This is a genomic window from Bradyrhizobium sp. LB8.2, from assembly GCF_040548035.1.
Classification (GTDB): domain Bacteria; phylum Pseudomonadota; class Alphaproteobacteria; order Rhizobiales; family Xanthobacteraceae; genus Bradyrhizobium.
Window position 1 is genome coordinate 36,674 of the sequence record NZ_JBEPQV010000029.1, and the last position, 21,071, is coordinate 57,744.

The following is a 21,071-nucleotide window of genomic DNA, read 5'->3' on the forward strand; positions in this document are numbered from 1 at the left end:
ATGCGGCGGAAAAGTCCTTTCGATTCCATGGCCTGAATTTCAAATTTTGTCCAGCAAAGTCACGATCCTAGGCCTCTGTCGAACGGCCGCAGGTAAATTCCTCAGGGGAGGGATCGATCCATACCGGAGCCACCCCCTTGGCAGATGGCGTGCGAGCAGGTAATCGACGGCCCTTCGCGGGAGGACGGAACTGATTTCTCTTCGTACGCCACTGGCGCTTCTGCTCGTTTCACTGGGTGCGATTGCTGCCGTGTGGTGGTGGCTTGCCACGCCGATCACGCTCGCGCGCGCCCCGATCGATCCCGCCGACAAGGTTCAGTGCGTTTCCTACGCGCCGTTCCGCGGCGAGCAGTCGCCGCTGAACGCATGGACCCATATCGAGGCCGATCAGATCGAGCAGGACCTGCGCCAGCTCAAGGAGATCACCGACTGTGTCCGCACCTACTCGATGGAGAACGGCCTCGACCAGGTGCCGGCGATCGCCGCCAGGATCGGCGGGCTGAAGTTGCTGCAGGGGATCTGGCTCTCCAGCAACCGCACCAAGAATTTTGAGCAGGCCGCGCTCGCCGTCCGCCTTTCCAAGGATTTCCCCGGCATCATCACCAGCATCATCGTCGGCAACGAGGTGCTGCTGCGTGGCGAGATGACGACCGCGGACCTAGTCTCCATCATCCGCTCGGTGAAGGCGCAAGTCAGCGTGCCCGTCACCTATGCCGACGTCTGGGAGTTCTGGCTGAAGAACCGCGACGTCTATGACGCCGTCGACTTCGTCACGATCCACATCCTGCCCTATTGGGAGGATTTCCCGGTCAAGGCGAAATTCGCCGCCGGCCATGTCGAGGCGATCCGCGAGCGCATGGCAGTCGCGTTTCCCGGCAAGGAGATATTGATCGGCGAAACCGGCTGGCCGAGCGAAGGGCGCATGCGCGAAGGCGCGCTGCCGTCGCGGACCAACCAGGCGCGCGTCGTCTCCGAGATTTTGTCCCTCGCGAAAGAGCAGAAATTCCGCGTCAATCTGATCGAGTCCTACGACCAGCCGTGGAAGCGCAAGCTGGAGGGCACTGTCGGCGGTTATTGGGGGCTCTATGACTCGGTGCACCGCAGCCTCAAATACCCGCCTGGCGAGCCGATCAGCAATTTCCCGTACTGGAAATGGTACATGGGCGCGGGCATGGGCCTCTGCGTGCTGGTGTTCGCGGTCGCCGGCCTGACGCTGCGGCGCAGGCCCTGGACGCCGCGCTTCTCGGCTTGGCTCGGTGTGGCGATCTCGGCGACCTCAGCGGGCATCCTGCTCGGGATCGGCGCCGACAAGATGTACTACGAGAGCTACGGCATCGGCGGCTGGCTGCTGTGGGGCGCGCTGCTCGCGGCCGGCATCCTGTCGCCGATCTTCTGCGCGCAGGCGATGGTGATCGGCCGCAGTCTTCCGACCTTTCTCGATCTGCTGGGCCCGCGCGAGGGCCGGAAATGGTCGAAGCTCACCGCCGTGCTGGGCCTCACGCTGGCGGTGACTGCGGTGATCGCGGCGCAGACCGCGCTCGGCTTCGTGTTCGATCCGCGCTACAAGGATTTCCCCTATGCCTCGCTGACGATGGCGGTGGTGCCGTTCGCGCTGTTGATGCTGAACCGGCCGCAGATCGGCCAGCGTCCGATCGCGGAGTCGGTATTTGCCGGCGTGCTGACGCTGTCGGCGACCTATGTGCTCTTCAACGAGGGCCGCGACAACTGGCAGTCGCTGTGGACCTGCGCGATCTATTTGTTGTTCGCGCTCACGATGTGGCGGGCGCGGGCCGAGCAAATCCAAGAATGAACAGGCCGATCGCCAGGCCCGACAGCACGACATTGTAGAGCACGATGCCGAGGCCGGCGGCGATGATGCCGACGGTCAGGAGCACGATCGACGGCCGCATCAGATTCAGCGTCGCTACCACCAGCGCGACGATGCCGAACACCGAATTCTTGAACAGCACCGTCGAGACCGAGCGCGCCTTGCAGATCAGCGTCTGAAGTCCGGCGTCGCAGGCGAGCCCGACCTGCGAGTTTTCGATTCCGAGGTAGCGCAGATAGAGCGCATAGCCGACGCTGGCGAAGCCAACGACGATCAGGAACTGCACCTGGTAGGGTGTGAGGCGGAAGGGCTTTTTTGTCATGGCCGCAATATGGTCGGGATGAAGGGAGGGGGCAACAGGGCAGGTGGAAGTTTCTGCCTATCGTGGCGCAACTGCGCGCCATTGTGGCGGTGTGCAAGTCATCCACGCTCAGGTAGCGGAGCATGACGCAACGATTTTCCACTGACAGCGATTATTGGCGCCTGCCCGCAGTCCACAAGGCTTATCGCCTGAAGAACGACGACAACGTCGATCCCGCTGACGCCGGCGCCGTCTCCGGCTTCGCCTGTGCGGCTGGCTGCGGAGCCGCAGGAGCAGGCGCGGGCTCCTCTCGCTTCGAGGAGCGTTTTGAGGAATATCTGTGGCGGCGCTTGTCCGGTTTGGCGGCGGGCGCGGGCGCCGAGGCGGTGTCGGCTTGCGGCACCGAGTCCTGGGTCTTGTCGGAGTTCTTCTCTTGAACTCGATCCTGAGTCTTCTCTTGTCCCTTTTCCTGGCCGCCGCGCATTGACAGCCGCTGGCCGTCGAACACGGTGGTCTCGCAGTGGCGGTCGTTTTCGGCGAGGCCTGCGCAGAGCTTGGCTGCTGCGGCGGCGTTGATCAGCGGGCCGGCTCCCAAGCGAAGCTGCATGCCGAGGCCAGTGTTGCCTTCCTTGATCATGATGATCGGCCGCAGCGCCGCGATCTCCGGATTGGATTTGCTCAGTCCGCGCCAGAGTGCACGCAGGCCGTCGACCGAGTTCGCGCCACCGAGATCAATCGCAAAGCGCGTCTGCTGGACTGCAATCGCAGGAGCCTCGCTCTCGGCGGCCTCCGGCGGCTTCGCTGCCACAGCAGCGACTTCGAACGGAGCGGGCGCCGGGTCGGGCTTCTTCTCGGCAACCTTCTCAGTTGCCTCGGGCTGCACCAGTTTTGATGCGGCCGGATCGGGCGGCGCCATGATCGACTTGGACGGCACCAGCGGAAGCATCGGCGGTGTCGAGGTCGTCAGCGGCGCGTGCGACAGGAGCGAGGCGGCGGCCGCGCTCTGCGTCGGCGGGCCCGACGGCTCCTTTGCGCTGTCTTTCGGCGAGTCCTTGGCAACTTCGGTGCGCGGCTTGTCGCTGACTGGTGCTGGTGTCGAGGCGACTGGCGCGACGCTAGGCGCCGGCGGCCCGACCAAAGCTGGCGCGTCCTGCGGCTTCGCAGCGGACGCCTGCGGCGGCGTGGTCGTCTGCCTGGCGATGGCGCCGGTGACAGAATCGAGCCCTTGCTCCAGCACGGTGACGCGCGAATAGAGCCGGTCGCGATCGGTGTTCAGTGTCTCGATGGCAGAGGCGAGGCGGCGGGCCTCGTTCTGGCTCTCCTTGGTCAGCATCTGGAGCCGGTCGGCCTGGTGCGCGAGATCGGCCGACGCGACCTGGTCGCGCCGCCAGCCGAGCTGGGCCTGGTTGGCGAATACGGCAATCACCACGGCGCCGACGGCCGCCACGCCCCACGAGCCCAGCCGCCACATCATGCTGCGATCGAACGAACTCTCCTCGGCCACAAGTCCGGAGAATAGCCCGCCGGTCTCCTTGGTGCCGAAGGCATCCGCCAGTGGGTCGGAATCCTTTGCCATGTACGTTTAAGCGCCCAGCCCTGTCCGGCTTCCCCGAATCAATCAGGGAACATTAACAGGAAAACCTTGTCGCACTTGAATTCCGGGCGATTGCGGGGGTAGCAAGGCGATAGCTCATGACGGCATCGACCTGCCGCCGCCAACTGATTCGGCCGTATCTGACAGGATTTTCGATGACCGCCCGTTCCAGCCTCACGATCGTGCTCGCCGCCGGCGAAGGCACGCGCATGCGATCGAGCCTGCCGAAAGTGCTGCATCCGGTCGCGCACCAGAGCCTGCTCGCCCACGTGCTCGGCGCTGCACCCAAGGGAACCGGTACCTCGCTCGCGGTGGTGATCGGCCCCGACCATCAGGCGGTGGCGGACGAAGCAAAGCGCATCCGCCCCGACGCGCTCACCTTCGTGCAAGGCGAGCGGCTCGGCACCGCGCATGCGGTGCTGTCGGCGCGTGGTGCCATTGCGCGGGGTGTCGACGATCTGCTGATCGCGTTCGGCGACACGCCGCTGATCTCGGCCGAGACCTTCGCGCGGCTGCGCGCGCCGCTCGCCAAGGGCGCGGCGATCGCCGCGCTCGGCTTTCGCGCCGCCGATCCCACCGGCTATGGCCGCTTCATCGTCGAGGGCGACCGCCTGGTCGCGATCCGCGAGCAGGCCGATGCCAGCGCAGAGGAGCGCAAGATCGATCTGTGCAACGCCGGCGTGATGGCGATCGACGGACGCCGCGCGCTGGCGATCCTCGACAAGATCGGCAATGCGAATTCCAAGGGCGAATATTATCTGACCGACGCGGTCGGCATTGTCAGCGAACAGGGATGGGATGCCGTGGTGATCGAAACCAGCGAGGACGAAGTGCGCGGCATCAACACAAAAGCGCAGCTCGCCGAGGCCGAAAGCGTGATGCAGGCACGGCTGCGCAAGGCTGCGATGGAAGCCGGGGTGACGCTGATCGCGCCCGAGACCGTCTTTCTCGCGGCCGACACGGTGTTCGGCAAGGACGTCACCATCGAGCCGTTCGTGGTGATCGGTCCCGGCGTGTCGATCGCCGACGGCACGGTGATCCACTCGTTCTCGCATATCGTGCAGACCACGCTCGGCAGGAACGTTTCGATCGGCCCCTATGCGCGGCTGCGCCCCGGTACCTCGCTCGGCGACGGCGCGCGCATCGGCAATTTCGTGGAGACCAAGGCCGCGACCCTGGAGGCCGGCGTCAAGGTCAACCATCTCTCCTATATTGGCGATACCACCATCGGTGCCAATTCCAACATCGGCGCCGGCACCATCACCTGCAACTACGACGGCTTCAAGAAGCACAAGACGGTGATCGGGCAGGGTGCCTTCGTCGGCACCAACTCCTCGCTGGTCGCGCCGGTGACGATCGGCAATCGCGCCTATATCGGCTCGGGCTCGGTGATCACGCGCGACGTGCCGGACGATGCCATGGCGCTGGAGCGCAGCCCGCAGACTATCAGGGAAGGCGGCGCTGCGCGCTACCGCGAGATCAAGACGCGCAGCAAGAAGCCGGAAAAATGAGCGGCCGAGGGCCGAGTGTTTGCCGTGGTGCTGGGATGGTAAGGCGCACCGCTAGTCGTCGTCGGCGACGTCCGAGAACATCGCTCGCTTCAAGCGCCAGCCGCGCGGCCTGGCGCGCTTTGCCGGTTCGCCGGTGGCCTGCGTGGCGAGGACAGGCTTACTTTCCTTGCCTCGCTCCATGGCGCGCTGGGGCGGTGGCCAATGCGCAAGGTGCGTGCCTGTGGTCTCGCTGGCGTGCACGAATGTCGATGACAGACCTTTGCGGTCGGACGAGCCTTTCATGGCCTTATCTCCCGGAGGGGAAATCGTTGGCCAAATTTGTTGACAAGAAGTTAACGGACGCGGTTTAACGCCGGCCAATTCGACGCAGTCGAAGCAGGCGTGACGAGGCGCTGTCTCAATCAGCAATAAATATTGAGTATCTGGTTGTTTAGGAACTTCGCTAAAAACCGAGCGTATCGTTTAGGCGATTTTTCGACGATTTGGGGGATAGTGAGCCGCATGTGCGGGATTGTCGGCATTCTCGGGCGCGAACCGGTTGCAGAGCAATTGGTGGATTCGCTCAAACGTCTTGAATATCGCGGCTACGACTCCGCGGGCGTCGCCACGCTCGAAGGCAAACACCTCGAGCGCCGCCGCGCCGAGGGCAAGTTGAAGAATCTGGAGAAGCGGCTCGAAGCGGAGCCTCTGAAGGGCACGACCGGCATCGGTCATACGCGCTGGGCCACCCACGGCAAGCCGACCGTGAACAACGCCCATCCGCATGCGACCGAGCGCGTCGCTGTCGTCCACAACGGCATCATCGAGAATTTTCGCGAGCTGCGCCAGGAACTCGAGAAGAACGGCGCGGTGTTCCACACCGAGACCGATACCGAGATCGTGCTGCATCTGGTCGACGATCTGCTCACGCGTGGCAACAAGCCGGTCGAGGCGGTGAAGCTGGCACTGGCGCGGCTGCGCGGCGCCTTCGCGCTCGGCTTCATCTTCGCCGGCGACAACGACCTCATGATCGGCGCTCGCAACGGTCCGCCGCTTGCCATCGGCTATGGCGACGGCGAGATGTATCTGGGCTCCGACGCCATCGCGCTCGGCCCGTTCACCGATACGATCAGCTATCTCGAGGATGGCGACTGGGTCGTGCTGACCCGCAACAGCGCCGACATCTTCGACAAGGACGGCCATGCCGTCCAGCGCGACAAGATCAGACACGCGGCCTCGACGTCGCTGGTCGACAAGGCCAATTACCGCCACTTCATGGCGAAGGAGATCCACGAGCAGCCTGAAGTGGTCGGCCACACGCTGGCGCGCTATGTCGACATGGCGACCGAGCGCGTGTCGCTGCCGGTCAAGCTGCCGTTCGACTTCAAGGACATCCAGCGCATCAACATCACGGCGTGCGGCACCGCGAGCTACGCCGGTTTCGTCGCAAAATACTGGTTCGAGCGCTTCTCGCGCGTGCCGGTCGAGGTCGATGTCGCCTCCGAATTCCGCTATCGCGAGGCGCCCTTGCGCAAGGGCGATCTCGCCATCTTCATCTCGCAATCGGGCGAGACCGCCGACACGTTGGCCGCGCTGCGCTATGCCAAGGCCGAGGGCGTGCACACGGTTGCCGTCGTCAACGTGCCGACCTCGACCATCGCGCGCGAGAGCGAGACCGTGCTGCCAACGCTCGCCGGGCCCGAGATCGGTGTGGCCTCGACCAAGGCCTTCACCTGCCAGCTCATGGTGCTGGCAAATCTTGCGATCGCGGCCGGCAAGGCCCGCGGCGAGCTGTCCGACGAGGACGAGACCAAGCTGGTCCATGGCCTGGTCGAGATCCCGCGTTTGATGACGGATGCGCTCACCACCGAGCCCCAGATCGAGAAGCTCGCACGCGAGATCGCCAAATCGCGTGACGTGCTCTATCTCGGCCGCGGCACCAGCTTCCCGCTCGCGCTCGAAGGCGCGCTGAAGCTGAAGGAGATCTCCTATATTCACGCCGAGGGCTATGCCGCCGGCGAGCTCAAGCACGGCCCGATCGCGCTGATCGACGAGACCATGCCGGTCGTCGTCATCGCGCCTTACGACCGCGTGTTCGAGAAGACGGTTTCAAACATGCAGGAGGTCGCCGCCCGCGGCGGCAACATCATCCTGATGACCGACGCCAAAGGCGCGGAAGAGGCGACCGTCGAGTCCCTCGTCACCATTGTGATGCCTGATATGGCGGCAGCCTTTACGCCGATGGTTTATGCCGTCCCCGTGCAGCTGCTCGCCTATCACACGGCTGTCGTCATGGGCACGGACGTCGACCAGCCGCGCAACCTCGCGAAATCGGTGACCGTGGAATAGGCAACCGTGGAATAGGCACAAGGGATAATAGACACAAGGGATATCGGTCGGTCGCTTCGTGGTCTTCCAAAACCTGCTAGAAGACCCTAGCTTGTGTGCTGCGACCGACCTGGAACCCGAATGACCCCCCGCGACGACGCGCCTGCGCCGCTTGATCCCGCGCCGGAACCGCATACCGGCCTGATGGGCCGTTTCCGCAATTATTTCCTCACCGGCCTCGTGGTGACGGGACCGGTTGCGATCACCTTTTATCTGGTTTGGTGGTTCGTCACCTGGGTTGATGGCGTGGTGCGGCCGTTCGTGCCGCTGGCCTATCGGCCTGAAACCTACATGCCGTATGTCATCCCCGGCTGGGGACTGATTGTCGCATTCTTCACGCTGACTCTGGTCGGCTTCCTCGCGGCCAATCTCATCGGCCGGACCCTGGTCGATGTCGGCGAGACCTTCCTTGGCCGGATCCCGGCGGTGCGCGCCATCTACCGCGGCCTGAAGCAGGTATTCGAGACGCTGTTCTCGGGCAAGGGCTCGAGCTTCCGCAAAGTCGGCCTGGTCGAGTTTCCCTCGCCGGGCATGTGGTCGATCGTGCTGATCTCGCAATCGCCGAACGAGGACGTCTCTCGCAGCCTGCCGGGTCAGGAGGAGCACGTCTCGGTGTTCCTGCCGTGCTCGCCGAACCCAACCACCGGCTTCTTCTTCTACGTCCCCAAGAGCAAGATCGTCGAGGTCGACATGAGCACCGAGGATGCCGCGACCCTGATTATGTCGGCTGGCGTGGTGCAGCCGGGCTCTACGCCCGACCCGAAGAAGGCCGCCGCGCTCGCGGGCATGGCGAACGCCGCGCGCATTGCCAACGCCTCGGCGCTCCAGGCCCAGCCTGCGAAGGTGGAGTAGAGCCATTCCTCCCAGGGATGGCCGCCGGTGACGCGGGCGTCCGCGTCCTCTGCTAGTCTCCGGTTGAACTGAGCGCGTCGCTCGGATTCGATCTGGAGTGCATGATGTCCAAAACGACGTCAAAGACCATTGCGATCCTCGCGCCCGGTGCCATGGGCAGCGCCGTGGCCCGCCGCCTTGGCGAGCACGGTGCGCGCGTGCTGACGTCGTTGAAAGGGCGGAGCGAGGCGACGCGCAAGCGCGCGGCGGATGCCGGCATGATCGGCGCCGAGGACGATGAGATCGCCGACGCCGACATTATCCTTTCGATCGTGCCGCCGGGCGAAGCTGTGGCGCTCGCCGAGCGGCTGGCGGGACTGATCGTCCGGCGCGAGAAGAAACCGGTCGTGGTCGATTGCAACGCCGTCAACGTCGATACCGTGATGAGGATCGAGGAGATCATCGGCTCGGCACAGGCGCCATTCGTCGATGCCGGCATCATCGGATTCCCGCCGCAGCCCGGCGGCAAGAGCCCGGCCTTCTACATGTCCGGCGAGCATGCCGGCGACGTCGCTGTTCTCAAAGACCTTGGGCTCGACGTGCGGATCGTCGAGGGCCCGGTCGGCGCAGCCTCGGCTTTGAAAATGTCCTATGCCGGCATCGTCAAGGGACTCGCCGGCATCGGCGCGGCGATGGTGGTCGCGGCAACGAAAGCGGGCGCGGCCGATGCGCTGCGTGACGAGCTCGCAATGAGCCAACCCGCGGTCCTTGCCCGGCTCGAAGTCGCGCTGCCGGATATGATCCCGAAGGCCTATCGCTGGGTCGCGGAGATGCGGGAGATTTCCGGTTTCCTCGGACCCGATCATCCGGCCAGCCAGATTTACGAGGGCTTTGCGCGCTGGTTCGAGCATCTCGCCGAGGACGCGAAAGGCGAGGCGGCGGATGCCGACTTGATGAAGGCATTCGCCGCGCGTATCGCGCAGAAGAAAGCCTGATCGTCCGGTCTCACATTACGGCCGTCGATCATATGCCGTGCACCGAATCCAGAAAACCCTGGATGTCCCGGTCGCGTCTCAATCGCACGACCGGGACGTCAGCGCCATACTGCGCACGTTCGGCCTCGATGACAGGCGCGCGCTCGGTGTCGTAGCGCCAAGCCTCGCGCATCAGTTTCCAGTCGAATTGTTCGGGGCACCCCTCTGGGAGGTCAGGCCGTGTTGTGTCGCGATCGAAGGCGGAGCGCAGGAGAATGCGCCACTGGCAGAGCCAGCGCGGGCGGTCGATGACGACCAGTGTATCGGCGCGCGCGAGCGTGAGATCGAAGGTAAGTCCCGAGAAGCTGCCGTCGACAACCCACGCATCGCCCGCGATCGCGTCAGTTACGCGCGTTCGAAAGCTCGTTTTGTCGGATGGCTTCCAGCCCGGCCGCCAGTAGAGCACGTCGAGATGAATCACGGGCAGCCCAAGCCTTTGCCCGAGATTCCGGGAGAGGCTCGTCTTTCCACTACCCTGGCAGCCAACGACGATGATCCGGCGCATTGCCGCAGGGTTCCATAAAGTCGGGCTCTGGGAAAGAGGACGGCTTCTGAACCCGCTTTATTACCTCGGATGTAATTGAGCCAATTCGCAGCTTGACTACTCTCCACGTTATTCACCCGACAGGAAGCCGTCCTATCAAGCCTCCTGTCGCGCGTGTGTCGGTGCATGAGGAGAGAGATATGCAAGTCGTGTTTACGCGAACGGAGCCGCCGGGATGGTTGCTCGACATGTGGAAGGAGATCGACGACAAGACCTTCGGACGAGGTTTCGACTGTTTTGCGGAGGATGCCGTCTGCAATCTCGGCGTCGCCGATTGGAAGGGGCGGGAAGCGATCCGCGCCAATCTGAAGGCCTTCATCGACAGCGGCTTCACCGCGCTGCATCGCGTCACCGAATATTGGGATGCAGGCTCCCTGAAGGTGTTTCGCGGCGTCGTCGACATGACACCCGATGATCCCTCGATGAAGGCGGTGCATCCCACGATGACGCACTTCTTCTACATGGACGAGACGGACGCTACCAAGGTACGGCACTGGGTCGGCGCCATGGGCCCGGTCGCCTTCGGTTGATCGCCTCGAACCTGCTACTAGCGGCGGCGGCGCCTCGGGTATACCGACGCACCGCCGCCCATGGGTGTTGACGATACCGCAGATCGACGGGAAGGACCGACCGACCATGAAAGCGATGGCCAGCGCCCTCAAGACACGCGCCAATTCGGCGGGCGCTCTCCTGCGTCAATGGCGAGACATTCGCGGCAAGACGCAGCTCGACCTGTCCTTCGACGCCGGTGTTTCGCAGAAGCACATCAGCTTCGTCGAGAGCGGCCGCAGCGTTCCGAGCCGCCAGATGCTGCTCGATCTTGCGCAAGCCCTCGACGTCCCGCTGCGTGAGCGAAACGAGCTGCTGCTGGCCGCCGGCTACGCGCCGTCCTATGCTGATCCAGCGTTCGACACGCCGGCCATGACGAGCATCAACCATGCTCTGCGACGCATGCTGCGTCAGCACGAGCCGTTTCCCGCCATCGTCATGGACCGATATTGGAACGTGCTGATGACCAACGAGGCTGCGCCGCTTCTGTTCAATTGCTTCGTCGACATGTCGGCGCGGCCGACGCCACGAAACCTGCTGCATCTCATGTTCGATCCGGACGGCATGCGTCCCTTCATCGCGAACTGGCCGCAGACTGCCCGCGGACTGCTCGCACGGGTGTATCGCGAGGCGGTCGGGCACGTCGTCGATATCAGGACGAAGGCGCTGCTGGAGGAATTGTCGCAGTACCCCGGGGTGAAGCCGGAATGGCGTGCGCCCTCGGCCTCCGATGCGATGCCGATGATCCCGCTGTCCTTCGTCAAGGACGGTGTGACGCTGGACTATTTCTCCTTGATCACGACGGTCGGAACGCCGCAGGCGGTCACTGCAGAGGAACTACGGCTCGAGTGCATGTTCCCCGCCAACGAGGCGACCGAAGCCGAGCACGGCAGGTTTTTGCTGGTACATTCAGGAGAAGGTCGACGCCGCACTGAAGCGGGCCTGGGCTGAAGCGAAATCTGCTTGCCCTGCCAAGTGGGCGATGGCTGAATGCGCGAAGCATGACATGTGATTTCACGCGGGAGTTCGAATGAGAGTGCTGGTGATCGGCGCGGGAGCGCTCGGAGGCTATTACGGAGCTTGCCTGGTCCGAGCGGGCGCTGACGTGACCTTCCTGGTGCGGTCCGGGCGGGCGGAGCAATTGCGGCGCGATGGATTGAGGATCGTGAGCCCGCACGGCGACTTTGCCGTACAGCCGAAGCTGGTCCTCGCAAACGATCTCAAGGACCCCTTTGACGTCGTGCTCGTCGGCGTAAAATCCTACTCGCTCGATGACGCGATGAGCGAGTTTGCACCGGCCGTTGGCGCCAGCACGATGATTTTGCCGATCCTCAACGGGTTGAAACATATCGACGCCCTGACTGCGCGGTTCGGCGCCGCGCAGGTCCTCGGCGGGCTGGCGAACGTCAGTGCCGGGCTCGATGCGGATGGTCGTGTCGTTCAGTTCATGGCCAATCAGACCATCGTATTCGGTGAGATCGAGGGATCGTTCAGTGAGCGCGTGCTCGCGCTGCAGTCACTGCTCAAGATCCCCGGTATCGACGTGCGCGCCAGCGAATCGATCATGCAGGACATGTGGGAGAAATTCGTCCAGCTGAGCACACTCGCCGGTATCACCTGCCTGATGCGTGCAAGCATCGGAGACATTCTGACGGTGCCGAAGGGCGAGGAGTCCATCTTCCGTCTGTTTGCGGAATGCTGTGCCGTGGCGACGGCCTCAAGTTTTGAGCCACGAGCGCCGTTCATCGAGTTCGATCGGAAGCTTTTCACAACGGCGAACTCTCCGCTCAAGGCGTCGATGCTGCGGGACATCGAGCGCGGCTCCGCGACGGAGGCGGAACATATCCTCGGCGATATGGCCAACCGGGCTCGTGCGCTGGGTATCGATACGCCGCTATTGAATTTAGCGCGCGCGCATGTGGCGGCCTATGAGGTTGGGCGGCAGAGAGCGGCCAGCTAACCCGCTCCGATCAACGGAATCGCCTCGTCCCGTTCGTACAGATACAGCAGGGATCGCAGCGCCTCGCCGCGCTCGCCCTTGAGCTTCGGATCGTCCTTCAGGATGCGGAGCGCCTCGTCGCGGGCCTGCGTGATGAGCTGGCCGTGCACCTCCGGGCGGGCGATGCGGTAGCCGGGCAGGCCGCTCTGGCGCACGCCAAGCACGTCGCCTTCGCCGCGCAGCTTCAAATCCTCCTCGGCGATCCGAAAACCGTCAGTGGTCTCGCGGATCACTTTCAGCCGCGCCTTCGACATCTCGCCAAGCGGCTCGGAGTAGAGCAGGAGACAGGTCGAGGCCTCCGAGCCGCGGCCGATACGGCCGCGCAATTGATGGAGCTGGGCGAGGCCAAAGCGTTCGGCATTCTCGATGACCATGATCGTCGCCGCCGGCACGTCGACGCCGACCTCGATGACGGTGGTCGCGACCAGCAGGCCGATCTCGTGGGCGGCGAATTGGCCCATCACGCGGTCCTTCTCGGTACCCTTCATCTGGCCGTGGACGAGGCCGACGCGGTCGCCAAACCGCTTTTGCAGGCTTTCGAAACGCTTGGTCGCATTGGTCAGGTGTTCAGTGCCCTCGGCCTCGGACTCCTCGACCAGCGGGCAGATCCAGTAGACCAGTTTGCCTGATAGAAGCGCGCGGCCGATGCTATCGGTGACCTCCTCGATACGGCTCATCGATATGGTGCGGGTTTCGATCGGCTGGCGGCCGGCCGGCTTTTCGCGCAATTCGCTGATGTCCATGTCGCCGAAATAGGTCAGCACCAGCGTGCGCGGGATCGGCGTGGCGCTCAGCACCAGCACGTCGACGGCTGCGCCCTTTGACGTCAGCGCCAGCCGCTCGCGCACGCCAAAACGATGCTGCTCGTCGACGATGGCAAGCGCGAGGTCGTTGAAGATCACATCGTCCTGGATCAACGCGTGGGTGCCGACCAGCAGGTCGATCTCGCCGGCTTCGAGTTGTGCCAGCAGCTCCCGCCGCTCCTTGCCCTTTTCGCGGCCGGTGAGGATCGCGACCCGCATTCCCGCGCGCTCGGCGAGCGGGGCGATGGTCTTGATGTGCTGGCGCGCCAAAATTTCGGTCGGCGCCATTAGCGCCGCCTGCTTGCCGACCTCCGTGACGGCGGCGGCGGCCAGCAGCGCGACCACGGTCTTGCCCGAGCCGACGTCGCCCTGCAGCAGGCGCAGCATGCGCACCGGTTGTTGCAGATCCTCGGCGATGGCCGCCGCGGCATCGCGCTGGGAGATTGTCAGCGCATAGGGCAGGGCGTCGATGATCTTGTTGCGGAGGTGCCCGTCGCCGGCGTTGCGCACGCCGGCCGGGCGGCGCAATTGCGCGCGAATCAGGGCGAGCGCGAGTTGTCCGGCCAGGAGTTCGTCGAAGGCGAGGCGCGACCAGAACGGCTGGTCAGGCAGAATGTCGCTGAGTTCGATCGGCTGATGCACGCGGGTGAGCGCCTCAGCGATCGGCGGGAAGCTGCAGCGGCGCAGCACCTCGGGGCTGATCCATTCCGGCAGCGCCGGCAGCTTCTGCAGGGCCTGCGCGACCGCGCGACGCAGCGAGCCGAGCGCCAGCCCTTCCGTCAGCGGATAGACCGGATCGATGCCCGAGAGTTTTGAAACCGCCTCCTCGTCCAGCACCCGGTCGGGATGCACGATCTGCGGGATGCCGTCATACATCTGCAGCGTGCCCGAGACGTAGCGCTTCTCGCCCACCGGCAGCAGCTTTTCGATATAGCCTGGCTTGGCTCGGAAGAAGGTCAGCACGACGTCGCCCGTGTCGTCGCTGGCGTAGACGAGGTAGGGCGCGCGCGCATTGCGGGGCGGAGGCGGGCGGTGGCGGTCGACGGTGACCTCCAGCGTCACCATGGTTCCCTGAACGGCGTCGCGAACCTTCGGCCGCGCGCGGCGGTCGATGACCTGGCTCGGCAAATGCAGCAACAGATCGACCAGCCGCGGCGTCTCGTTGCGGCTGAGCAGGTACTGCAGCAGCTTGTCCTGCTTCGGACCGACGCCGGGCAGGCTGGTCACGGGGGCAAACAGCGGATTGAGCAGGCTGGGGCGCATCAGGCGAATCTAGGATCGTTTCGACCCGTCATGCCCGGCTTTATGTAAGGCATCCACGTCTTTTTTCGCATCCCTGCGCGGGCAGCGGGCCATGATAAATCGAGGGCTGACATGGACGGTCCGAGTGGTTATACCACCCCCGCCCGGCACGTCCGGGCTTTCGGCGTTTGACTGGAATAAAGACATGACGGGCACGACACGATCGAGCAACGGCCTGGACGACCGCCGCAAGCGGCTTCTGTTCCGCTGCTGGCACCGCGGCACGCGCGAGATGGACCTTATTCTCGGCCGCTTCGCGGATGCCGAGATCGGCAATCTGTCCGATGACGAACTGACGCAGCTCGAGATCCTGCTCGAGGTCAACGATCCCGATCTCTATGCCGCCATTATCGGCGACAAGGTGCTGCCGGCTGATGTCACCGGCGCGCTGTTTGCCCGCATCAAGGCCTACCCGATCGCGGACAGCGACGTATGAAGCAGGGGATGAAATCTCCGGCCGAGCTGCTCACGCCCGGCCGCGCGCTGACGCTTGCCAATGTCGCCGAGGGCGCCGAGGGTCTCGTCGTCTCCGATCTCGCGCGCGCCATCGCGGCACGGCCGAAGAAGCCGGCCGTCAGTCTCGCGGTGATCTGCCGCGACGGGCCGCGGATGCAGCAGCTCGAACGCGCGCTCCAATTCTTCGCGCCCGACCTGCCGGTGCTGACCTTCCCGGCCTGGGACTGCCAGCCCTATGACCGCGTCTCGCCGCATGGTGGCGTCCTCGCCCAGCGCCTGACCACGCTGGCACGGCTGGCGTCCCTGACCGGCAGCGACAAGCCGCTGATTGTGCTGACTACGGTGAATGCCGCCGTGCAGCGCGTGCCCTCGCGCGATCTCGTCGCGGCGCAGGCGCTGTCCGTCGCGCCCGGCAACGTCGTGCCGATGAACACCATCATCGCCTGGCTCGAGCACAACGGCTACAACCGCTCCTCGACCGTGCGCGAACCCGGCGAATACGCCGTGCGCGGCGGCATTTTGGACCTGTTTCCTGCCGGTCTCGACCAGCCCGTGCGTTTCGACTTCTTCGGCGACAGCCTGGAATCGATCCGCACCTTCGACGCCGAGACCCAGCGCACGCTGCTGGACATGCGCGCGCTCGACCTCGTTCCGATCTCCGAATTCCAGTTGGTCACCGACACCATCCGCCGCTTCCGCATGGGCTATGTCGCCGAATTCGGCGCGCCCGAGCGCGACGATGCGCTGTACGAGGCCGTCAGCGAGGGCCGCCGCCATCCCGGCATGGAGCACTGGCTGCCGCTGTTCCAGGACCGGATGGACACGCTGTTCGACTATCTGCAAGGCGCGGCCGTCGCGATCGAGCCGCAGGCCGAGAACGCCGTCCGCGAGCGCTTCAAGCAGATCCTCGACTATTACCAGGCCCGCCGCGATGCGATGGAGCATCCGGGCGGCGGCGCCATCTACAAGCCGCTGCCGCCTGACAGGCTCTATTTGACCGACGAGGAATGGACCAGGCGCGAAGGCGATATGCCGCTGGTGCGGCTGACGCAGTTCTCGGTTCCGGCCGATGGTACGAGTGTCGTCGATGCCGGTGCGCGTAAGGGCCGCGACTTCGCGCCCGAACGCAACGACACCACCGTCAATGTGTTCGAATCCGTCGTCAGTCACGTGATGGCGCTGCACGCCCAGCGCAAGAAGGTCGTGATCGCGCTGTGGAGCGAAGGCTCGCGCGACCGCATGATTTCGATGCTGCGCGACCACAAGCTGACCCACACCACCAGCGTCAACAGCTGGCGCACGGTGCAGGCGACCCCGCGCAACGAGACCATGCTCGCTGTGCTCGGCCTCGAAAGCGGTTTCGAGACCGACGAGATCGCGCTGATCAGCGAGCAGGACATTTTAGGCGACCGCCTGGTCCGGCCGCGCAAGGCGAGCCGCAAGCTCGACAATTTCATCTCGGAGGTGACGAGCCTTGCCGCCGGCGACATCGTCGTCCACGTCGATCACGGCATCGGCCGCTTCATCGGCCTGCAGACGCTCGACGTCGCCGGCGCGCCGCATGACTGCCTCGAGCTGCATTATGCCGCCGAGACAAAGCTGTTCCTGCCGGTCGAGAACATCGAGCTGTTGTCGCGCTACGGCTCCGACCAGACCACGGTCGAGCTCGATCGCCTGGGCGGCTCCGGCTGGCAGACCCGAAAAGCAAAACTGAAGAACCGCATCCGCGAGATCGCGGGCGAGCTGATCAAGATCGCCGCGGAGCGGCATCTGCACGAGGCGCCAAAGCTGCCGGTGCAGCCATGCCTCTATGACGAATTCTGCGCGCGCTTCCCCTATGACGAGACCGAGGACCAGCTTGGCGCGATCGAGTCCACGCTGAAGGACCTCGAGCTCGGCCGTCCCATGGACCGGCTGATCTGCGGCGACGTCGGCTTCGGCAAGACCGAGGTGGCGCTGCGCGCCGCCTTCGCGGTGGCGCTCGAGGGCAAGCAGGTCGCGGTCGTGGTGCCGACCACGCTGCTGGCTCGCCAGCACCACAAGACGTTCATCGAGCGTTTCAAGGGTTTTCCGGTGCAGGTCGCGCAGGCCTCGCGGCTGGTACCGACCAAGCAGCTCAATCTGGTCAAGAACGGTCTCACCGACGGCTCGGTCGACATCGTCGTCGGCACCCATGCGCTGCTCAGCAAATCGATCAAGTTCCGCGACCTCGGCCTGCTGATCGTCGACGAGGAACAGCACTTCGGCGTGACCCACAAGGAACGGCTGAAAGCACTCCGCTCCGAGGTGCACGTGCTGACGCTCTCGGCGACGCCGATCCCGCGTACGCTCCAATTGGCGCTGACTGGCGTGCGCGAGCTCTCGATCATCGCCTCGCCCCCGGTCGACCGTCTCGCGGTGCGCACCTTCGTCGCCCCGCACGATCCCTTGATGATCCGCGAGGCGCTGCTGCGCGAACGCTATCGCGGAGGCCAGGCGTTCTACGTGGTGCCGCGCATCGACGACCTCGCCGAGGTCAAGGATTTCCTCGACAAGAACGTGCCGGAGATGAAGGTCGCGGTCGCGCACGGGCAGATGCCGCCCGCCGTGATCGAGGACATCATGACCGCGTTCTACGACGGCAAGTTCGACATCCTGCTGTCGACCACGATCGTGGAATCCGGCCTCGACATCCCCAATGCCAACACGCTGATCGTGCATCGCGCCGACATGTTCGGCCTGGCCCAGCTCTATCAGCTCCGCGGCCGGGTCGGCCGCTCCAAGCTGCGGGCGTATGCGCTGTTCACGCTGCCGGCGCAGCAGAAGATCACCGCGCAGGCCGAGCGTCGCCTCACCGTGCTGCAATCGCTGGAGACGCTAGGCGCGGGCTTCCAGCTCGCCTCGCACGACCTTGATATCCGCGGCGCCGGCAATATCCTGGGCGAGCAGCAGTCCGGCCACATCAAGGAAGTCGGCTTCGAACTCTACCAGTCGATGCTCGAGGAGGCGATCGTCAATCTCAAGGCCGGCGTCTCCGAGCCCGCGGCCGACCGCTGGTCGCCTTCGATCACGATCGGCATGCCCGTGCTCATTCCGGAGGATTATGTCGGCGATCTCTCGGTGCGGTTGTCGCTCTACCGGCGCCTCGCCGATCTCGACAGCGAGGAGGAGATCGAGAATTTTGGCGCCGAGATGCGCGATCGTTTCGGCGTGCTGCCGGACGAGGTGCGCTATCTGTTCAAGGTCGCCGCGATCAAGGCATTCTGCCGCCAGGCCAATGTCGGGAAGATCGATGCCGGCCCGAAGGGCGCCGTCATCGCCTTCCGCGACAATTCCTTTGCCCATCCCGATCGCCTGGTGACGTTCATCCGCAGCCACGGCCAGGCCGCGAAGGTGCGGCCTGACATGAAGGTGGTGTTCCTACAGGATTGGGAAACGCCGGAGGAGCGTCTCGCCGGCACCACGGAGATCATGCGGCAGCTGGCGCAGCTCGCGCACAGCAAGAAGGCGGCGTAGGGCCTGTGGCGTTTCCGGAGGCGGCGTAGCGCGAAACGATGCTCCGCACCCTGATCAAAACAGCGACGCGTGCCCACTTGCGGAATGACCGAACCGTAGTTACCTTCATTTTATCGAGTTTCGGCCGAACGACTTGGCCTCGCCGCTGAAAAGCGCGCCTGACTGACGACTCTCCCTCCAGATCTCGACGACACAGACCGCGCTTCTGAGCGCGGCCAAACGCTTATCTATCTTAAAGGACGACCCCCATGACGACGGGAACTGTGAAGTGGTTTAACAGCCAAAAGGGCTTCGGATTTATTCAGCCGGACGAGGGCAGCCAGGATGTCTTCGTTCACATCAGCGCCGTTGAACGCGCCGGCATGAACACCCTCAACGAGGGGCAGAAGGTTTCTTTTGAAGTCGTTGCAGACCGCCGGACCGGCAAGTCTGCTGCTGAGGATCTGCGCGCTGTGTAAGCTGCGCGATTAGTGCTATGTCGCTTTGACCACGGATGTACTGGCAGAGCCTCTGGTTCTTACGACCCGCGACCGGTTCACCGGCCGCGGGTTTTTTATGACCCCGTATGCAGAGGGGCCCGATCATCCTCCGGAGCGAATAGTGGCGTTTAGCGTGAGCATCCCCATATAAGGGGCATGGCAAACTGGCAGAAGTCGAGCGCGCGGCAAGCTCCCATGACGAAGGCTGAGCTCCGCCAGATGCTGACCGAGGCCGTCCGCAACACGCAGCCCCGCCTCGAGCATAGGCCGAAGCGCCTGGCGAAGGCCAAGACGATCGCCACTGGGACCGCCTGCGTCGACTAGATGTGGTCATTCCGCCGGTTCGTTGAACCCGCAGATATCAAGCGAATTCATTCGAAAAATTCTACGCAGGAGCAGTATGCGCAAGCTTCCCGAACCCACCGAACAAGAGACCATTGAAGGCCCCCAAGCCGTATCCTTTCAGATCGCGAATGGGAACGCTCGACAGAGCTGCATTTTGCAAACCACCTTCCCGACGAAAGGCACAGAAATATCTTCTCGCGAATTGGCCAGCCATCGACAAGATGGCTCGCGACGCTCTCGCGATGGGAAGCTTTGAAGACGGTCAGATCAAGCTCGTGATGGCCTGAACAGCCCGAGCTCTACGGCGAACGTTCAAAAAGGGCATGAGATCAGCGAACCGAGGCTGCTCGTGCTCTACGACGCCGCGCGGGACGCCTCGGCGGACAGCCGCCCGAGCAGCGACCTTGCCGTATCCGACGGCGACAGCGAGTCCACCGAGACCACGGGATCGCTGCGCATCTCGTGCTTGCCGTTCGACGTGTGCCGCATCACCGCGGAGAGGCGGCGGGCGATCATGTGGGCGGTGCGGAAGTCGGTTTCGGCGAACGCGACGATGACCGAGCCGTCCTTCTGTGCCGCGCCAAAATCCATCTGCCGCATCAGGCGGCTGAGAATGCGGGCGGCATCGAGCTGGGCGCGGGAATTGCCGGGGTCGAAGGCGAAGCGCGCGACCGAGAGGCCGCCGCCGCGGGCCAGCGTCTGCTCGACCGCCTTGGCGAAATCGCGGGCAAAAGCTTCCACCGTGAGCAGGCCGCTGCGCGGGTCGAGCCAGCCGCCGGCATCGATCGAGCGCAGCGTGCGGCTCAGTTGCGCTTCCATCGCGTGCTGGCGGATCAAGGGCAGCGCGTTGGCGGCGACTTTCGCTGGGTCGCCCGGGATCAGCTCGAGATTGGGCAGATCGTAAGTCTGCGTCAGCTGGTGCGCAGTCAGGATCACGGGCAGGCTGCGGAACCGGGTATCCTCGGCGAGCACCGTGAGGAAGGCATCCGTCACGCGGGCCGTAAAACCCTCGGCCAGCACGACGCCGTCGAGGTCGCGGGTGTTGAGATGTTTGGCCGCGGCCTCGATCGAGAGCGCGCCGACGACCCCGACGCGCTCGCCGAGCGCGACAGAGAGCGCAGGGTAAGCCGCGCCGCGGCCGATCAGGAGCACCGTGGCATCACGTGCGGGGTCGGCCTCCGGCAGCGCGACTTTCACTTCCGGCAGCCGGCGCAACACCGTGGCATGAAGTGTGCGAATGCGCAGCGCGGCGCGAAGCCGCGCGATCAGGCGGTCGGAATGGCCGCCGCGCGATGAGAAGGGCAGGGCGTTGTGCGGGAGCGCGCCCGCCGCGTCCAGGGCCACGAAGGGAAGGTAAGGCGATTGCTCCGCGATCTTCCTGGCGAGCGGCGCCAGATGCGGCTCGTGCCCGGCATGCATCGCGGCGAGAACCACCGCCGGCTGCAGCTCTTCGACCGCGCGCACCGCGCCGGCCCAGCCGGTGTCGACCACGGGGAAGAATCGCGCCTCGTCCAGCGTTGCAATGAAGGCCGGCCGCTCGACGTTGGACACAAACAGGATCGGGCCGGCCTGGGACATCGAGCAACTCTGATCATGCAATCGATGCTGCGCAATCTAGTCCGCCCGCCTTAAT

At 64.6% G+C, this 21,071-nt stretch carries 18 protein-coding genes; 12 read left to right on the plus strand and 6 right to left on the minus strand.

The features are described 5' to 3' along the window. Window positions 1–250 precede the first annotated feature (250 nt). Window positions 251–1,810: a glycoside hydrolase family 17 protein gene (locus tag ABIB06_RS28885; protein ID WP_247447231.1), complete on the plus strand. Its 1,560-nt coding sequence runs from the start codon at window positions 251–253 to the stop codon at window positions 1,808–1,810. On the opposite strand, the gene ABIB06_RS28890 is transcribed toward ABIB06_RS28885, so the two are convergent. Together ABIB06_RS28890 and ABIB06_RS28895 are read right to left on the minus strand one after the other, a co-directional pair. Continuing rightward, entirely contained in the window at window positions 1,770–2,150 is a 381-nt protein-coding gene (locus tag ABIB06_RS28890) for a hypothetical protein (RefSeq protein ID WP_247447232.1), read from the minus strand. The genes ABIB06_RS28885 and ABIB06_RS28890 overlap by 41 nt on opposite strands. Window positions 2,151–2,331: 181 nt before the next feature. Then, window positions 2,332–3,705, minus strand: a complete 1,374-nt coding sequence (locus tag ABIB06_RS28895) for a hypothetical protein (protein WP_354047841.1) — start codon at window positions 3,703–3,705, stop codon at window positions 2,332–2,334. Between the two features lie 173 nt (window positions 3,706–3,878). Here ABIB06_RS28895 and glmU point away from each other — a divergent pair, with 173 nt between their 5' ends. After that, window positions 3,879–5,234: a bifunctional UDP-N-acetylglucosamine diphosphorylase/glucosamine-1-phosphate N-acetyltransferase GlmU gene (gene glmU, locus ABIB06_RS28900; protein ID WP_354047839.1), complete on the plus strand. Its 1,356-nt coding sequence runs from the start codon at window positions 3,879–3,881 to the stop codon at window positions 5,232–5,234. Window positions 5,235–5,285: 51 nt separating this feature from the next. On the opposite strand, the gene ABIB06_RS28905 is transcribed toward glmU, so the two are convergent. Further along, window positions 5,286–5,516: a hypothetical protein gene (locus ABIB06_RS28905; protein WP_354047837.1), complete on the minus strand. Its 231-nt coding sequence runs from the start codon at window positions 5,514–5,516 to the stop codon at window positions 5,286–5,288. A gap of 219 nt (window positions 5,517–5,735) precedes the next feature. Here ABIB06_RS28905 and glmS point away from each other — a divergent pair, with 219 nt between their 5' ends. From glmS to ABIB06_RS28920, 3 genes are all read left to right on the plus strand, one after another. Beyond that, window positions 5,736–7,562 (plus strand): glutamine--fructose-6-phosphate transaminase (isomerizing), encoded by a 1,827-nt coding sequence (glmS, locus tag ABIB06_RS28910; RefSeq protein ID WP_247346837.1) that lies wholly within the window; start codon window positions 5,736–5,738, stop codon window positions 7,560–7,562. A gap of 120 nt (window positions 7,563–7,682) precedes the next feature. After that, the gene (locus tag ABIB06_RS28915) at window positions 7,683–8,453 is read left to right on the plus strand and encodes a DUF502 domain-containing protein (protein ID WP_247346839.1); all 771 of its coding nucleotides are present in this window, start codon (window positions 7,683–7,685) and stop codon (window positions 8,451–8,453) included. 104 nt (window positions 8,454–8,557) lie between these two features. After that, window positions 8,558–9,427, plus strand: a complete 870-nt coding sequence (locus ABIB06_RS28920) for an NAD(P)-dependent oxidoreductase (protein ID WP_354047834.1) — start codon at window positions 8,558–8,560, stop codon at window positions 9,425–9,427. A 28-nt stretch (window positions 9,428–9,455) separates the two neighbouring features. Here the strand turns inward: ABIB06_RS28920 and ABIB06_RS28925 are convergent, their stop codons facing one another. Beyond that, entirely contained in the window at window positions 9,456–9,971 is a 516-nt protein-coding gene (locus ABIB06_RS28925) for a P-loop NTPase family protein (RefSeq protein WP_354047832.1), read from the minus strand. Window positions 9,972–10,150: 179 nt separating this feature from the next. Here ABIB06_RS28925 and ABIB06_RS28930 point away from each other — a divergent pair, with 179 nt between their 5' ends. The 3 genes from ABIB06_RS28930 (at window position 10,151) to panE (ending at window position 12,519) form a co-directional block, all read left to right on the plus strand. Then, a complete protein-coding gene (locus ABIB06_RS28930; protein WP_354047830.1) occupies window positions 10,151–10,540 on the plus strand; it encodes a nuclear transport factor 2 family protein in 390 nt (129 codons plus the stop codon). Between the two features lie 106 nt (window positions 10,541–10,646). Continuing rightward, window positions 10,647–11,510 carry a helix-turn-helix domain-containing protein gene (locus tag ABIB06_RS28935; RefSeq protein ID WP_354047828.1) on the plus strand — a complete coding sequence of 288 codons (864 nt, stop codon included), beginning with the start codon at window positions 10,647–10,649 and terminating at the stop codon, window positions 11,508–11,510. A gap of 79 nt (window positions 11,511–11,589) precedes the next feature. Next, the gene (gene panE, locus ABIB06_RS28940; protein WP_354047826.1) at window positions 11,590–12,519 is read left to right on the plus strand and encodes a 2-dehydropantoate 2-reductase; all 930 of its coding nucleotides are present in this window, start codon (window positions 11,590–11,592) and stop codon (window positions 12,517–12,519) included. Here the strand turns inward: panE and recG are convergent. Next, window positions 12,516–14,624 carry an ATP-dependent DNA helicase RecG gene (gene recG / locus ABIB06_RS28945; RefSeq protein WP_354047824.1) on the minus strand — a complete coding sequence of 703 codons (2,109 nt, stop codon included), beginning with the start codon at window positions 14,622–14,624 and terminating at the stop codon, window positions 12,516–12,518. The two genes, panE and recG, sit on opposite strands and share 4 nt — an antisense overlap. Before the next feature lie 184 nt (window positions 14,625–14,808). On the opposite strand from recG, the gene ABIB06_RS28950 reads away from it, so the two are divergent. From ABIB06_RS28950 to ABIB06_RS28965, 4 genes are all read left to right on the plus strand, one after another. Then, complete coding sequence (locus tag ABIB06_RS28950; protein ID WP_247346849.1) at window positions 14,809–15,099, plus strand: FAD assembly factor SdhE; 291 nt, start codon at window positions 14,809–14,811, stop codon at window positions 15,097–15,099. Continuing rightward, entirely contained in the window at window positions 15,096–18,614 is a 3,519-nt protein-coding gene (gene mfd, locus ABIB06_RS28955; RefSeq protein WP_354047822.1) for a transcription-repair coupling factor, read from the plus strand. Before ABIB06_RS28950 ends, mfd begins: the two co-directional genes overlap by 4 nt. Before the next feature lie 248 nt (window positions 18,615–18,862). Continuing rightward, on the plus strand, window positions 18,863–19,072 hold the full coding sequence (locus ABIB06_RS28960; RefSeq protein ID WP_247346851.1) for a cold-shock protein: 210 nt from the start codon (window positions 18,863–18,865) through the stop codon (window positions 19,070–19,072). A gap of 216 nt (window positions 19,073–19,288) precedes the next feature. Then, the gene (locus tag ABIB06_RS28965; RefSeq protein WP_256467602.1) at window positions 19,289–19,417 is read left to right on the plus strand and encodes a hypothetical protein; all 129 of its coding nucleotides are present in this window, start codon (window positions 19,289–19,291) and stop codon (window positions 19,415–19,417) included. Window positions 19,418–19,792: 375 nt separating this feature from the next. On the opposite strand, the gene ABIB06_RS28970 is transcribed toward ABIB06_RS28965, so the two are convergent. Then, complete coding sequence (locus ABIB06_RS28970) at window positions 19,793–21,016, minus strand: GGDEF domain-containing protein (RefSeq protein WP_354047819.1); 1,224 nt, start codon at window positions 21,014–21,016, stop codon at window positions 19,793–19,795. Between the last annotated feature and the right edge of the window lie 55 nt (window positions 21,017–21,071).